This is a genomic window from Chitinophaga ginsengisoli, from assembly GCF_003014595.1.
GTDB classification, from domain to species: Bacteria; Bacteroidota; Bacteroidia; order Chitinophagales; family Chitinophagaceae; genus Chitinophaga; species Chitinophaga ginsengisoli.
In genome coordinates this window covers 53,552-68,277 of the sequence record NZ_PYGK01000014.1, presented here as the reverse complement: position 1 = coordinate 68,277, position 14,726 = coordinate 53,552, and the positions used below count along the sequence as shown (strand labels likewise).

The following is a 14,726-nucleotide window of genomic DNA, read 5'->3' as shown; positions in this document are numbered from 1 at the left end:
TTGATTATTTTGCCAGACAAAAATAGAATAATGTGGTGATCTGCAAGTAAGTATGTGAGCACCGCTTAAAATAGTTATCCATGAAACTGCTCCTGAACCTATTAAGAATTATTGTTGGCGTTTTATTCATCTTCTCAGGTCTCGTCAAAGCAAATGATCCCCTGGGACTCAGTTATAAAATGGAGGAGTTTTTCGAGGTCCTGCACATGACCTTTATGTCTCCCTTATCGCTTACCTACTCCCTGGTGATGAATACCCTGGAGATCGCATTGGGCGCTGCTTTGCTCTTAGGCTTCAGCATGCGTTTAACGTCTACTTTACTGTTGTTGATGATCGCGTTCTTTACCTTCCTGACAGGTTACGCCCTGTATAGTGGGGAAATAAAGGAGTGCGGATGTTTTGGCGACTGTATCAAACTGACGGCTACTGAAACCTTCTGGAAAGACGTGGTATTGCTGGTGATGATACTGATCATCTTCTTCTACCGGAAACGTATACAGCCGCTGTTCGGCAAAAAGCTGACACTGGTGCTGACACTCGTCTCCGTGTTATTTGCGGCCGGCCTGCAATGGTATACTTTATCACACCTGCCTATTGTGGATTGTCTGGGATATAAGGTTGGCAACAACCTGCCTGAGAAAATGAAACTGCCTCCAGGCGCTCGTCCTGCAGAATATGCTACGGTGCTGATATACGAAAAGGATGGCAAACAACAGGAGTTCACACCAGAGAACTATCCATGGTCAGACAGCACCTGGAAGTTTGTAGACCGTCGTGATAAGCTGATACGTGAAGCGGAAGGAGAGGCGCCTGTGAAGGATTTTATCCTGACAGACCTCGATGGTGCTGATCAGACCCAGGCTATCCTCTCTGAGCCAACACCGGTATACCTGTTCCTCGTAAAGAATGTGAAAGAAGCGGGTGAAGGCTGGGATGCGAAGATGCATGCCCTGCAGGAACAGTTCAAGGCTGGTAAGGTGTACATTTACGGTGTTACCGCTTCCAGTAAAGCGGATATTTCGGCTTTTACCGCTGCACACGGGTTGCAGTTCCCCTTCCTGCAGATGGATGGCACGGCTATTAAGACAGCGGGAAGAAGCAATCCCTGCCTGCTATTGCTGGAAAAAGGCACCGTAAAGGGCAAATGGCATTATAACGATATACCATAAATGCATGTTCAGATTTCTGTTGCGTAAATTCAGTTATGGGATACTGGTACTACTGGGCGTAGTACTGCTTGTATTCTTTCTGTTCAACGTATTACCGGGAGATCCGGCCCGTTTGACACTGGGACAGCGCGCAGACGTAACATCGCTTGAAAATGTAAGAAAGGAACTGCACCTGGATAAACCACTACCGGTGCAGTTCCTTTTGTATTTGAATGATCTCTCGCCACTGAGTATTCATACGCAGGAGGAAGCTAAAGGTACATTGCATTATCTCACGCTGGCCCACCTCTCCGGCAATAGGATACTGGTATTGAAAACGCCCTATCTGCGCCGTTCTTACCAGGGCAAGAAGGAAGTTTGGGAAATACTCACAGAAGCCCTGCCGGGAACTTTGATCCTGGCTATAGCGGCTATGCTGTTTGCAACGGTAGTGGGCATTGGACTAGGTATTCTATCCGCAGTAAAACAAAATACCTGGATGGATACAGGGGCTGTATTTGCCAGTGTAATGGGTATCTCCGCTCCGTCCTTTTTTACAGGCATTGTGGTGGCTTACCTGTTTGGCTTTGTATGGAGTGATTATACGGGATTGCATATGACGGGCAGTTTATATGAAATAGATCCTTTTGCAGGAAGGACCATCAATCTCCGGAACCTCATCCTGCCTGCTATTACGTTGGGTATCCGGCCACTGGCCATTATAGTGCAGTTAACGCGGAGCGCTATGCTGGATGTACTGCACCAGGATTATATACGTACGGCTTACGCCAAGGGCCTGCCTGAACGGTTGGTGGTACTGAAACATGCACTTCGGAATGCCCTGAACCCCGTTATTACTGCCATTACCGGCTGGTTTGCCGAACTGCTGGCAGGGGCGTTCTTCGTGGAATATATCTTCGGATGGAAAGGGATCGGGAAAGTAACGGTGGATGCTCTGGAGAAGTTCGATTTCCCTGTACTGATGGGGGCTATCTTATTTACGGCATGTATTTTTGTGATCATCAACCTGCTGGCGGATGTGCTGTATAGCGTTATAGATCCGCGGATAAAATTATAACCTGCTCATTTTAAACAGATTGTCATCTTTCCCCGAAAATCTTCACTTTTTTTGTAACAAAGTATTTTGTGGGTCGTCTTCTTTGTATAAACGCCCTATAGCAAGCGGATGGGAGAGAAAAGAAGAAGAGATAGGGGTAATTAGTAACTTAGAACAAGGAATCTGTTATTATGTCTTTAACATTATTTCTCTCCCAGGTAGTTCCCGTCAGGCAGAAGCTGTACCGCTTTGCCTACCGGCTGCTTGAGAACGAGGAAGATGCGATGGATGTAACACAGGATGCCCTGATGAAAGTATGGCAGCAGCAGGAGCGGATGGCCGATCTGCAGAATATGGAAGCCTGGTGTATGCGTATTGTACGCAACCTGGCGCTGGACAAGCTGAAAGCCAGAAAATACAGGAGAGCGGAAGAGCTGGACAAGGCAGGTGATATGCCTGCACAACATCAGCCCAGTCCTTATGCTGCTGCAGAGCAACAGGACGTGATGAACAGTGTACACCGTATTATTGCGGCATTGCCGGAAAAATACCGTACTATTATACAACTGAGGGATATTGACGGGTATAGCTATCAGGAGATAGCAGAGATACTGTGTGTTGAGATGAGTGAAGTGAAGATCAATCTTCACCGTGCAAGGAAAACAGTGCGTGAACAATTACAAAAACTGCAAGTGTATGGAGTTTAACAAAGTCAGGGAATTACTGGACCGTTATTGGGATGGTACCTCTACGCTGGAGGAAGAGGAAGCATTGCGCAGTTTTTTCAGCAGGAACATCGCTAATCTTCCTGCTGATCTGAAAGAGGCGCAGCCTTTGTTCGGCTACTTTGCTGCGGAGCATGATATACCGATGCCGGTATTCCCCGATATAGAGATCGTTGTTTCTCAGACACAGACGCCGGCGGGGCCTGTGAAACAAATGATCTGGCAACACTGGATGAAATATGCCGCCATGCTGTTGGTAGCAGTGGGTATCGGATATGCCAGCAGGCAGGCACAGACTAAGCAGACCCGGATAATGGCGTCGCTGTCAGAGAAAGATACATATGATGATCCGGAGAAAGCATTTGCTGTCACACAAAAAGCATTACAGCTGTTGTCCCGCAACCTGAACAAGGGCACAGCACAGATGCAGAAACTGGCTTACTTCAACGAGGCTACGGAGAAGATCAAAGCAAATTAATTGAGGCCATTCTAATTTTTAATAAAAAAAAACACATGAAACGCTTTTTGTTACTGATGCTGCTTGCAGTCAGCAGCATGCAACTCTTTGCCCAGCAGGGAAGTGGAATAGACCGCTTTTTTGAAAAATATGAGAGCGACCAAAGCTTCACCCTGATAAGTATCACACCTAAGATGTTTAGTATGTTCAGTAAATTGGACATCAATTCCTCCGATGGAAAACAATTCCTTCAGATTGCAAAAAAGATCAGGGGCCTGCGTATCCTGGTAAAAGAAAATACAAAGGGAGGTAATCAGTTATTCAAAGAAGCATCTTCCATGCTGAATAAAGAGTTTGAAGAGCTGATGACCGTCCGCGATGGAAAAGACGACCTTCGTTTTATGGTGAAGGAAAATGCGAAGGGTAATATTGCAGAACTGATCATGCTGGTAGGCAGTGATGATGAGTTCCTGGCAATGAGCCTGATGGGAGACATTGACCTTGCGGAGATCAGCCAGCTGGCATCGAATATGAATATTGATGGCTTTGACAAGCTCAAGAACCTGAAGAAGCAACCATAACCCACTTTATCACCACATAAGTTTTTGACATGAAGTATTGTTCCATCCTTATAGTAGCACTTTTGCTGGCAGTAAGCCCGGCAATAGCCCAGAAGAAATCTCTCCGTAAGTTTTATCGTGCGCATCGCGGTGATGCGTTCACCTTCAGGATCGGCGTAGGCAGGGTGCCGCTGAAGCTTGCCAGCTGGATAGTGCCGAAGAGCGCTATGAAAGACGACAGCATACCGCTGAAGCAGCTGTTGTCAAGGGTGCAGAAGGTAAAGATATATACGATTTCCGGTGATGAACGTCCGCCTGTAAGCATAGCCGACATGCAGCAATTAAAGCAGACGCTGATAGAGAAGGACAAGTTTGAACCGTTGATAGAAGTAAGAGATGGGAACAGCGTGGTGCATTTGCTGAACAGAGGGAAGGATGATGAACTGGGCCGTGTGGTGATACTGGTGCAGGATGAGGGTGATTTTGTAATGGTGAACCTGCGTACTACCCTTCAGATGAAAGATGTGAATATGCTGATAAAGGGATTTGCAAAGAACTAAAAATGATCCCCGGATACTGTTACATTATATAAAGAGAAAGCCGTCCCGATAATAATCCGGACGGCTTTCCCTTGTGAATTTCCAACGCACTGTTTCAATACGTCAGGATATCATCTATTTTATATTTTTGCCCTTCTTTTATTACGAGAAGTTTGTTAACGATCCTCTTTTTAGTATAGTTATCTAAATAAGAAACAATATAGACGTTTGGCTTTTGAGTATCCTTACTTATCACCAATGTCTTCAACCAGTCGATGTCCGTGTCTTGCGCCTGCAGAAATGGATCGGCGTCCAATTCCTCATCATCTGCTATTCTGTTCAGGATTTTTTTTGTGCAATATTGCTTTTTAATTAACTCAGACTTTTTTATGTCAGGTGAGTCCCATGAAGCAATGTAACTGGAATAAAACTGCTTTAACATAGTGGCTGCACTATCGTTGGATACCTTTTGCTGACCCAGGCAATATGAGCTGAGGAAAATCAGCATACCAACAAAACAAGAAGCTAAAGATGGTGTTTTCATATGATACTAGCCAAGAAAAAACCGTCCCAATTGTCATTGAAACGGTCTCTTTTTATTTTATTTAATAGCGTTATTTATCTGATGATCACTTCTCTCACCACGGTTTCTCCCAGCATTTCATTTACGAGTTTGATAATGCGGTCTTTGGAATAACTCAACTCCTGTTTCAGCGGTGCTACAGTAGTAGTGATGTGTAATTTGCTGTCAATGAGTTGTATATTTTCGGTATAACGTGAGATGGTCTTTCCCATGAGTTGTTCCCAGTTTTCCTGTATACGCACTTCTGTCAGCCTCGGTTTAAGCCGGCTTTTAGACATAAAATCTCTGAGTGCATCCTCCATTGACGTCATTCCGTATCGCATGCAGCAAAGATAGGTATTTCGTGTGTCACTCCATCTCGATTAACTGAAAACTATCTTCATTTTCTTTGAAGGCTTCACGTATTCTGGATGCGTGTGTATCGGTAATGAAGACCTGGCCGTATGCCGGACTACTCACTAGTTTTATCAGTCTACTCACTCTTTCCTGGTCCAGTTTTTCAAAGACGTCATCCAGCAGGAGGAGTGGGGAAAATTTTTTGTGTGCTTTAATGACTTCAAACTGTGCCAGCTTTAATGCAAAGAGAAAACTTTTACGTTGTCCCTGCGATGCGCTTGTTTTCATGGCATGATCGTCCAGCAGGAACTGGAGGTCGTCCCGGTGTATACCGCCGGTAGTCCTTTGCATCATCATATCCTTATATCGGTTGGCTGCCAGCAATGCAGTGAAGGTTTGTTCATGGAGACCAGACTGGTATTGTATATTGACAACTTCATGTTTACCAGCCAGGTAATCATATAGTTCCTGCACCTGTTTGATAAATCCCGGGAGGAAGGCGCGTCGCCATTCGAATACCGGTGTGCCGTGATGTACCAGCTGTTCATCGAATACATCGAGGAGGGCATCCTGGTTACCGCCCTGGGTAGCGATAGTTTTGAGCAGGCTGTTTTTCTGTTGTAATATTTTCTGGTAGGTAATAAGATGGTCGAGATAGCCGGGATGCAGCTGACAGAGGAGTGCATCCAGCCATTTACGGCGTTCTTCGCTGCCGCCGAGGATGATCTCTGCATCGTCGGGGGCGATCATCACGGCGGGGTACTGACCTACATGGCGGGAGAAACGTTCGTAGGCTTCCTCATTGAGGGCAATTTCTTTTTTGCCGTCTTTGAGGGTACAGACGATCTTTCCTTCCTGGCCTTCCCTGTCGAGGAAGGCTTCCAGGCGGAAGCCATTGGTATGGTACTGGGTGTTCTGTGCTTCGCTGCTGGTAAAGTAGCTTTTGGTGAAGCATATATAATATATGGCATCGAGCAGGTTGGTCTTACCGGAGCCGTTGCGCCCGGTAATGCCTATGATGCGTTTATTGAAGGTGAAACTTTTCCCGGAGTAATTTTTGAACTGAACAAGTGATATCTTTCTGAGCGACAGCAATTAACTTTCTGATTATCAGTTATGAATTAAAAATAAATTTATCGTAACCTGCCGGCCTGCGCGGAAAGACTGGTAATCAGGCCTTCCGGAAAGGGCACTATTTATGGGCAAGTTGCTGCAAAGTTGCAAAGTATTTAGTTTTTAGGATTTTCCTGTTATATTTGCGGACAAATTAAGAAACAGTGGCTACAAAAACAGACGTAAAGACGAAATTCACCAAAGAGACGTATTTGTACTGGTATGAATTGATGCTCTTGCTGCGCCGCTTTGAAGAAAAAGCCGGCCAATTGTATGGGATGCAAAAGATTCGTGGTTTTTGTCACCTGTACATAGGACAGGAAGCAATTGCCGCAGGTGCGATGACTGCGACTAAACCGGACGACAAGTTCATCACTGCCTACCGCGACCATGCGTTGGCTATAGCAAAAGGAATGACTGCTGATGAGTGTATGGCTGAACTGTATGGTAAAGCTACAGGTTGTTCCAAGGGTAAGGGTGGTAGTATGCACTTCTTTGCTCCGGATAAAGGTTTTTATGGTGGTCATGGTATCGTGGGTGCACAGATCGGTACCGGTGCTGGTTTAGCTTTTGCTGAGCAGTACAAGGGCACTGATAGCGTAGCGCTTTGCTTCTTCGGTGATGGTGCTGCCCGTCAGGGTATGCTGCATGAGACCTTCAACATGGCCATGCTGTGGAAACTGCCTGTAATATTCATTTGCGAAAACAACATGTACGCAATGGGTACTTCAGTAGAACGTACCTCCAACGTACTGGATATCTATAAGTTAGCGAATGCCTACGATATGCCTAGCGCCACTATCGATGGTATGAGCGCTGAAGCTGTACACGAAGGCGTTGACAGAGCTGTAAAACGTGCACGTGCCGGCGAAGGTCCTACCTTACTGGAAATCAAGACTTACCGTTACCGTGGTCACTCCATGAGTGATCCCGCTAAGTACCGTACCAAAGAGGAAGTAGAAGAGTATAAGGAAAAAGATCCGATCAACCAGGTACTGGCTACTATCCAGAAAAACAAATGGGCTACGGAAGCTGAGATCGACGCTATCAACGAAAAGGTAAAACAACAGGTGGAGCATTGCGTACAGTTCGCAGAAGAATCACCATGGCCTTCAGATGATGAGTTGCTGAAAGACGTATATGTTCAACAGGATTACCCATTCATTGTTGACTAAATAATATGTAAAAGGTTAGCGATCTTGGCCGTTTAATATAAACGGGGTAGATTCGCTAACCTTTTTTATATTTGCGGGAATTTTACACAGCCGTAACCTGTACCGTAATAAGAAATAACAATTTAACGATCACATTTACAATGACCGAGACAAAAAATAAGACCGCAGCTGAAAATACTTCCGTGTCAAAGGAATTCCAACTGGAAGACTCCATCCACAAGGCGGAACTGTTCTTTAACAAGAATAAAAACAGCATTATCATAGCCCTGCTCGTAATAGTAGTGGTAGTGGGCGGTTCTTTTGCCTACAACAGATTCATCAAAGCTCCTAACGAGAAGAAAGCACAGGACATGGTATTCCATGCACAGCAGTACTTCGAGAAGGATTCTTTCCGTCTAGCATTAAATGGAGATGGTAACTATTACGGATTCCTGCAGGTAATTGATCAATACGGCAGCACCAAAACAGGTCAGTTAGCAAAATATTATGCAGGTGTATCCTACGTAAAACTGGGTGAATTCCAGAAAGGCGTAGACCTCCTGAAAGACTTCAGCAGCGGCGACCAGATCGTTCAGGCAATGGCTTATGGCTTAGCCGGCGATGCTTACATGGAACTGGGCAAAACTGAAGAAGGCATCGAATATTATAAAAAAGCAGGTCATCACAGCAACAACGAGCTGACTGCACCTACTTTCCTGTTCCGCGCAGGACTGGCACTGGAAAAAGCAAACAAACCTGCTGACGCCATTGCTGTTTACAAAGAAATCCGCGATAAATATCCTCAGACCGCTGAAGGTCGCGAAATGGAGAAATACCTGGCGCGCCTGGGTGAAGTGAGGAATTAATTGATATTTTAATCTGGTCATGTCAATACATAATCAAAGCTTATTGAACGATGCTGGCATTCTCAATTTAGAGGATGCCAGTGTTGTTATAGTATATACCGAATGGAATGATACGGTGATCAACGAACTGGTGGCAGGTTGCGAAAAGTCGTTGGCACAATACAAAGTATCCAGGGTCTCAAAAGTAGTTGTGCCAGGCGCATTTGAACTGCCATTTGCCTGCAAACAGTACTGGCAGCGTACGCAGGGTACTGCTAAACAACCTGGCGCTATTATTGCTTTTGGATGCGTGATAAGAGGAGAAACCCCACATTTTGACTATGTTTGTAAAGGTGTAACGGAAGGCATCATGCAACTGAATATTGAATTGCCGGTACCCGTTATCTTTGGTGTGCTGACTGTTGACAATATGCAGCAGGCGGAAGAAAGACTGGGAGGCATACATGGGCACAAGGGGGAGGAAGCCGCTGTCACCGCACTGAAAATGATATCTATGATGCGTCAATTGTAAGCATAACCGCTAAGCCCCATATTAGTTACGTGTGAAGTTCATTGTCGCCAGAGTTTTCAGCCGGTATGCTATATTCGTGTTGCCAGCAGCTACCAAAACTGCGGCTTATAACTAAAGACTAACTCAATGAACGTACAGCTTTTTATTCCATGCTTCGTAGATCAGCTGTTCCCGGAAACAGGCTTCAATATGGTGAAGGTGCTGGAAAAGCTGGGATGTACCGTTAATTATAATCCCAACCAGACCTGCTGCGGACAACCTGCTTTTAACGCAGGATATTGGGATGAAGCCCGCTCCGTTGCCAATAAATTCATCAAAGACTTCCATACTGTCGATTATATAGTGGCGCCCAGCGGCTCCTGTACAGGGTTTGTACGTAATTACTACGGCAAACTGTTTGACAATTCCGCTGCACATAATGATGTAAAGATGCTGCGCAGACAACTGTATGAATTCACCGAATTCCTGACAGATGTGCTGCATGTGACAGATCTCGGTGCCACGCTCAATGGAGTGGCTACCTATCATGATGCCTGCGGCGCGCTACGCGAATGCGGCATCAAGGAAGGTCCCCGCAGCCTGCTCTCCAAAGTGAAAGGGCTGGAGCTGAAGGAAATGAATGATTGTGAGGTTTGCTGTGGCTTTGGTGGTACATTCTCCGTGAAGTTCGAGCCTATCTCTATCGGTATGGGAGAACAGAAAGTGAATAATGCAGTGGCCAGCGGTGCAGATTACCTGATCTCTACGGACCTTTCCTGCCTGATGCACCTGGACGGCTATATCAGGAAACATGAACTGAATATCAAAACGATGCATATTGCTGACGTACTGGCCAGTGGCTGGTAAGCGGCAACAGACGAATTAAAATCATCAGCATAATGAACTACTGGCTTGTAAAATCAGAACCTTTTAAGTATTCATGGGATCAATTTGTAAAGGACGGAAAGACCTTCTGGGATGGTGTGCGTAATTACCAGGCACGCAATAACCTGAAAGGTATGAAGAAGGGAGACCATGTATTGTTCTATCACAGTAATGAAGGCCTGGCCGTAGTAGGTATTGCCAAAGTAGCGAAAGAACATTACCAGGATCCGACCACGCCTGATCCTAACTGGGTAGTGGTAGACCTGCAGCCGGTAAAACCTTTCAAAACACCAGTTACGCTGGCGCAAATGAAAGTTGAAAAAAGACTGGAAAATCTTTCACTCATCCGCCAGGGACGTCTCTCTGTTTGTGCAGTGACTGCAGACGAATATGAGACCATCCTGGAAATGGGCGATATGAAATAGTTTGTGGAATTTTAATTCCTGGCGCATCTTCTTGTTATAGTATTTATCCTAAAAATAAATTCCTATGACAAGAAGATGTTCTGTTTTAAAGGATACCGCATTTGTTATCCCTTGTATGCTGCTGACAGCCATCCTACTACTAAGCGCCTGCGGTAACCACACAGGCGAATATAAAGGAATAGCGGCTCAATGGAAAGCACCAGCACCACAGCAAACGCTTGCTTTCACCCCTCCGGTCGTAGCGGAAGACGCAACCACTTACGCCGAAGAACAGCCTCCAGCTCCACCGGCTTCCCTTGCCGACATTCCCAAAAAGATCGTCAAAGAAGGCACTATCCGTTACGCTGTCCGCGATTATAAACGTACACATAAAGAGCTGACAGCAATGATTGCCCGCTTTGGCGGGGAGATTATCAGTGAACAGGAGAGCCGTTCGGAAACAACATGGGAGGCACAGTTAGAGATCAGGGTACCTTCGGTTAAATTTGACAGCTGTCTGAACACCCTGGCTGGTGCAGATGAGAACCTGCTTGAAAAAAATATCACATCAAAAGACGTCACAGAGGAATACGTGGATGTTGCAGCCAGAATGAAGGCCAGGAAGGAAGTTGAGCAACGTTACCTGGATATCCTGAAACAGGCAAAGAATGTAGAAGATGTATTGAAAGTAGAAGAACAGCTGAAGACTATCCGTGAAGAAGTGGAAGCAGCTCAGGGCCGTTTGCAGTACATAGACCACAATGTATCCATGAGCGTTATCCACCTCTCTTTTTTCCAGACATTTTCGAATACAGCGCCACAGGGACCAGGTTTCTTTTCCAGTATCTTCTTCTCCATCAAGGACGGCTGGAATCATGTACTGGCAACGCTTATCTCTATCATCGGTTTATGGCCTGTATGGATAGTGGTGGCAGCAAGCATCATCATTATCCGCAGATACAGAAAACGCCGCCGCCTGGCAAAAGTTATCGCTTGACGTAAGATGATTGATGGGGGATTTATGGCATGGTAGCCGCTAAGGCTGCCATTGCTTTTTTACGTTCCAGCTGGCGGTGATGTTTGAAGACGCCTTTTGTAACGAAGTAACCGAGAGAGGCTCCCACCCACACATCGCTGCTCCAGTGTCTTTCCTGGTAAAGGCGGGTAGTGCCTGTCATGATCGCAATAGAATAAGCTACCCAGGGCACCCATGGATGATCCTCACCATAAGCCTCTGCCAGGGCAGTAGCCACAGACGTCACTGTCAGCATATGACCGGAAGGGAAGGAGGTATGGTATTTATCCATAGAGAAGGGCGCATTAAATACGAGGTTATCATCATAGTATGTCGGCCTGCCACGTCTTACTACGGACTTGGTGAAAGTATAGATCAGTGTAGAGATCAGTAATGATTTGGCTGTCATCAGTGAGGTATGTTCCAGCTGCCGGTTTTTGGAAATCACACCTGCCACATACATACCACCTACCAAATACGGAGAGTAAGCGTTTCCAAAAGGTTCTATCTGACCGGTCACGCTGTTCCAGAAGTTGGTATGATTACGGAGAAAGAACTGTTTTACTTCATAGTCAACAGCCAGCAAACCACCGGCAGTACCCAGCACGATACCGAGTCTGGTAAAGTCTTTTCCATTCCAGTGTGCAGGTCTGGATACAGTATATTTCAGGTCAGTCCACATACTACCGAGGTAAGCGCCGTTTATACGGTAACGTATAGTGGTATCCGCAGCAGTCAGTATATGTTGCTCCTTCGTTTTTGTGCTATCGGCATAGCTAAGGGTTGTAGTGTCTGACTGTGCGTGGGCATTCACATGTATTAACAATACACCGCACAGTGTAAGCGTTGGTAAAATCTTCAATTGCTGTTGTATTATTCTAAGCGATAAAGTTACGGTAAATGTTAAAACCCGTATATTTAAAATTTGAAAATATCTTGTACAAATGAAGACTAAATTGGTTGTTTTAACTGGCGCCGGCATCAGTGCAGAAAGCGGGTTACGGACTTTCCGGGACAGCGACGGGCTGTGGGAAGGATATAACGTATACGAGGTGGCCAGCCCCGAAGGATGGCGGAAAAATCCGCAGTTGGTGCTCGATTTTTATAACATGCGCCGCCAGGATGTGAAGGCGGCGGAGCCTAATGCTGCACATCTGGGCCTGGCCCGTTTGCAGGAGAAATTTGACGTAGAGATCATCACCCAGAATATTGATAACCTGCATGAGAAAGCGGGTTCAAAAAAAGTATTGCACCTGCATGGAGAGATCTTTAAAATGCGTAGTGTGCTGGATGAGACGCGTAATTATCCGATAGAAGGGGATATCAACATAGGAGATATGGCGGCAGATGGCGGACAATTACGTCCGGATATTGTGTGGTTCGGAGAGGCTGTGCATAAGATTGTGGATGCCGCTGAAATCGTGATGGCTGCTGATATTTTTGTGGTGATAGGTACTTCACTGGTGGTATATCCAGCTGCAGGCCTGGTTGACTGTCTGAAGGAGGGAGTGCCTTCCTTTGTGATCGATAAAAAGCTGCCTGAAATGTCTCGTGAAGGACTGGTAAAGATAGAGAAACCCGCTACGCTGGGGATACTGGAGCTGGAAGAGGCATTGGCGAAATTATAAACAAGGGTTGCCGCATTACAATCGGGAACGGTTAAACTGCAAGCGGCCATCTACCTTATGGTGGATGGCCGCTTGCTATTATGTGTAACAACTTATTCGAAGCTTTCTTCAAAACGGATATTGTAGTCTTCCAGCTCTTTTAACACAGGATTGTATACATCCGGCATGATCGGGATCTTCAATCCTTTGAGGCTGACTTTGTCCTGGAGTATCAGTTTGGCCATTATGCCGAGGGGTAGTCCTACTGTTTTTGCCATGGCAGTACGGAGGCTGTCTTCTCCCTGTGTGATCATGTAACTATGCAGGCGTGTAGTCATGCCTCTTCTCTCGAACTCTATTTCGTGTGTCATCACGATCATGTCTTTATCGGCGGGCTCCATACCCAGTTTAGATTCCACTACATGCTGGAGAATGGTGGCATTGGTCTGTTCGCCGAGGCCGATGGTTTCGCCATTCAGCAGTCCGAGGAACTTCAGCTGTCGGAGTACCTTGGATTTGGCGCTGATGCCGAGGTAATTGGCGATATTTTCTTCATGGCTCAGTTTCGGATCCTGTTCTATTTTCTGACTGGCCCAATCGTAATAGGTCATGGCATCAGTCTGTATTTTTTTAGCGTCGTCTGTCAGGCCTAGTTTCACGAGTGTGCTCCATCCTTCGCAGAAGTCGGGGTAACGTAGGGTAGCCCGCATGAAGGTAGGGATCTCTTCCAGGTTATAAGCATCCATGTAGCCCATGGAGTCCCGGTTGGGATAATAAGCCAGTTTACCCAGACTTGGGATATGGATGGTTTTAGGCTGATCGAACAGTTGCTGGTAGGCAATCTCCTTCACTTTACCTTTTTCCCTGAATATGGCCCCTGAGCTGCCTGCCAACACGACATTGCGGGCATTCCAGGAGATCTTGTACTGCCAGGGATTATCATTGCTTTCAGGGGAGATCAGGCCGCCGCAATAAGAGCGGAATGCGGAGATCTGGCCGCCTTTCTTTTCAATGGAGTGAATGAGTTTCATGGCGCTCATATGGTCGATACCGGGGTCAAGTCCCATTTCATACATGAACAGGAGGCCTGCCTGTTCTATTTCCTTTTCGAGCTGTCTGATCTCCGGATCGATGTAGGAGGCGGTCAGCAGGTTCTTATTGAACTGCAGGCAGTCCCTGGCGACGAAAATATGCAGTGCAGGTGGGAGCAGCGATATCACGAGATCTGTTTCCTCTACCAGTTTCTGTCTGGAAGCCTGGTCCCGGATATCAATAACAGCGGGGGTAACGTAATAAGATTTGCCGGTCTTTGACTTGATAAGTGCAAGATCCTGGTCCGCGACAGTGATATGCCATTTTTGCCGCGGTGCATTTGATACCAGGTAGTCGATCAGGCTAGTGGCCGACTTTCCGGCGCCAAACAAGAGTATATTCTTCATATTAATTTGTTCATCTTTAATATGGTTACAGAACAGGGATTTAACATCAGTCGTGTTACTAATGTTCGAAATTTCAGTAAATTTCGTTTTTAACCTACCCGAATTATAATTAACTGTCCGCGACCCTTTGATTTTCACCGGGTTAGAAACAAAATGTTTGCCAATATTTTATTTTCCCAATATTCCTCTTTTCTATTATATGGAATATTAATTGAAGGAGTTATTGCAAAATAAGGATTAAATAGAGTATCTGCGGAATTTGTTACTATTGTATAGTGTATTTGTGCCATATGACAATTCCTTTTTTATTCACATTCTCTGTCAAAAAGGCCGGAATACGGCTTAAAA

General features: G+C 45.8%; 18 protein-coding genes. 13 read left to right on the top strand and 5 right to left on the bottom strand.

The window, feature by feature from the left end; genetic code table 11:
- Window positions 1-80 precede the first annotated feature (80 nt).
- The 6 genes from CLV42_RS25945 to CLV42_RS25920 all read left to right on the top strand — a co-directional run bounded on the left by CLV42_RS25945 (window position 81) and on the right by CLV42_RS25920 (window position 4,507).
- A complete protein-coding gene (locus tag CLV42_RS25945) occupies window positions 81-1,169 on the top strand; it encodes a BT_3928 family protein (RefSeq protein WP_106604850.1) in 1,089 nt (362 codons plus the stop codon).
- Between the two features lie 4 nt (window positions 1,170-1,173).
- Entirely contained in the window at window positions 1,174-2,226 is a 1,053-nt protein-coding gene (locus CLV42_RS25940; RefSeq protein ID WP_106604849.1) for an ABC transporter permease, read from the top strand.
- A gap of 170 nt (window positions 2,227-2,396) precedes the next feature.
- Window positions 2,397-2,912 (top strand): RNA polymerase sigma factor, encoded by a 516-nt coding sequence (locus tag CLV42_RS25935; RefSeq protein WP_106604848.1) that lies wholly within the window; start codon window positions 2,397-2,399, stop codon window positions 2,910-2,912.
- Window positions 2,902-3,408: a hypothetical protein gene (locus CLV42_RS25930; RefSeq protein ID WP_106604847.1), complete on the top strand. Its 507-nt coding sequence runs from the start codon at window positions 2,902-2,904 to the stop codon at window positions 3,406-3,408. The genes CLV42_RS25935 and CLV42_RS25930 overlap by 11 nt, the downstream gene beginning before the upstream one ends.
- 35 nt (window positions 3,409-3,443) lie before the next feature.
- Window positions 3,444-3,968 carry a DUF4252 domain-containing protein gene (locus CLV42_RS25925; protein WP_106604846.1) on the top strand — a complete coding sequence of 175 codons (525 nt, stop codon included), beginning with the start codon at window positions 3,444-3,446 and terminating at the stop codon, window positions 3,966-3,968.
- A gap of 29 nt (window positions 3,969-3,997) precedes the next feature.
- Window positions 3,998-4,507, top strand: coding sequence for a DUF4252 domain-containing protein (locus CLV42_RS25920; protein ID WP_106604845.1), 510 nt, complete (start codon window positions 3,998-4,000; stop codon window positions 4,505-4,507).
- Window positions 4,508-4,601: 94 nt separating this feature from the next.
- On the opposite strand, the gene CLV42_RS25915 is transcribed toward CLV42_RS25920, so the two are convergent.
- The 3 genes from CLV42_RS25915 to recF all read right to left on the bottom strand — a co-directional run bounded on the left by CLV42_RS25915 (window position 4,602) and on the right by recF (window position 6,500).
- Window positions 4,602-5,030, bottom strand: a complete 429-nt coding sequence (locus CLV42_RS25915; protein ID WP_106604844.1) for a DUF3828 domain-containing protein — start codon at window positions 5,028-5,030, stop codon at window positions 4,602-4,604.
- A 74-nt stretch (window positions 5,031-5,104) separates the two neighbouring features.
- Complete coding sequence (locus tag CLV42_RS25910) at window positions 5,105-5,392, bottom strand: DUF721 domain-containing protein (protein ID WP_106604843.1); 288 nt, start codon at window positions 5,390-5,392, stop codon at window positions 5,105-5,107.
- A gap of 25 nt (window positions 5,393-5,417) precedes the next feature.
- Window positions 5,418-6,500, bottom strand: a complete 1,083-nt coding sequence (recF, locus tag CLV42_RS25905; protein WP_106604842.1) for a DNA replication/repair protein RecF — start codon at window positions 6,498-6,500, stop codon at window positions 5,418-5,420.
- Window positions 6,501-6,682: 182 nt separating this feature from the next.
- On the opposite strand from recF, the gene pdhA reads away from it, so the two are divergent.
- The 6 genes from pdhA (at window position 6,683) to CLV42_RS25875 (ending at window position 11,314) form a co-directional block, all read left to right on the top strand.
- Window positions 6,683-7,693 carry a pyruvate dehydrogenase (acetyl-transferring) E1 component subunit alpha gene (gene pdhA / locus CLV42_RS25900; protein ID WP_106604841.1) on the top strand — a complete coding sequence of 337 codons (1,011 nt, stop codon included), beginning with the start codon at window positions 6,683-6,685 and terminating at the stop codon, window positions 7,691-7,693.
- Between the two features lie 140 nt (window positions 7,694-7,833).
- Window positions 7,834-8,538, top strand: a complete 705-nt coding sequence (locus tag CLV42_RS25895) for a tetratricopeptide repeat protein (protein WP_106604840.1) — start codon at window positions 7,834-7,836, stop codon at window positions 8,536-8,538.
- Between the two features lie 19 nt (window positions 8,539-8,557).
- On the top strand, window positions 8,558-9,049 hold the full coding sequence (gene ribH, locus CLV42_RS25890; RefSeq protein WP_106604839.1) for a 6,7-dimethyl-8-ribityllumazine synthase: 492 nt from the start codon (window positions 8,558-8,560) through the stop codon (window positions 9,047-9,049).
- 126 nt (window positions 9,050-9,175) lie between these two features.
- Entirely contained in the window at window positions 9,176-9,895 is a 720-nt protein-coding gene (locus CLV42_RS25885) for a (Fe-S)-binding protein (protein ID WP_106604838.1), read from the top strand.
- A 32-nt stretch (window positions 9,896-9,927) separates the two neighbouring features.
- Window positions 9,928-10,338: an EVE domain-containing protein gene (locus CLV42_RS25880; RefSeq protein ID WP_106604837.1), complete on the top strand. Its 411-nt coding sequence runs from the start codon at window positions 9,928-9,930 to the stop codon at window positions 10,336-10,338.
- Between the two features lie 64 nt (window positions 10,339-10,402).
- Window positions 10,403-11,314: a DUF4349 domain-containing protein gene (locus CLV42_RS25875; protein WP_106604836.1), complete on the top strand. Its 912-nt coding sequence runs from the start codon at window positions 10,403-10,405 to the stop codon at window positions 11,312-11,314.
- Between the two features lie 22 nt (window positions 11,315-11,336).
- Here CLV42_RS25875 and CLV42_RS25870 read toward each other — a convergent pair whose 3' ends face one another.
- Window positions 11,337-12,194 carry a phosphatase PAP2 family protein gene (locus CLV42_RS25870; protein ID WP_106604835.1) on the bottom strand — a complete coding sequence of 286 codons (858 nt, stop codon included), beginning with the start codon at window positions 12,192-12,194 and terminating at the stop codon, window positions 11,337-11,339.
- An 82-nt stretch (window positions 12,195-12,276) separates the two neighbouring features.
- On the opposite strand from CLV42_RS25870, the gene CLV42_RS25865 reads away from it, so the two are divergent.
- Window positions 12,277-12,960, top strand: a complete 684-nt coding sequence (locus CLV42_RS25865) for a Sir2 family NAD-dependent protein deacetylase (RefSeq protein WP_106604834.1) — start codon at window positions 12,277-12,279, stop codon at window positions 12,958-12,960.
- Window positions 12,961-13,052: 92 nt separating this feature from the next.
- On the opposite strand, the gene CLV42_RS25860 is transcribed toward CLV42_RS25865, so the two are convergent.
- Window positions 13,053-14,378 carry a saccharopine dehydrogenase C-terminal domain-containing protein gene (locus CLV42_RS25860; protein WP_106604833.1) on the bottom strand — a complete coding sequence of 442 codons (1,326 nt, stop codon included), beginning with the start codon at window positions 14,376-14,378 and terminating at the stop codon, window positions 13,053-13,055.
- Between the last annotated feature and the right edge of the window lie 348 nt (window positions 14,379-14,726).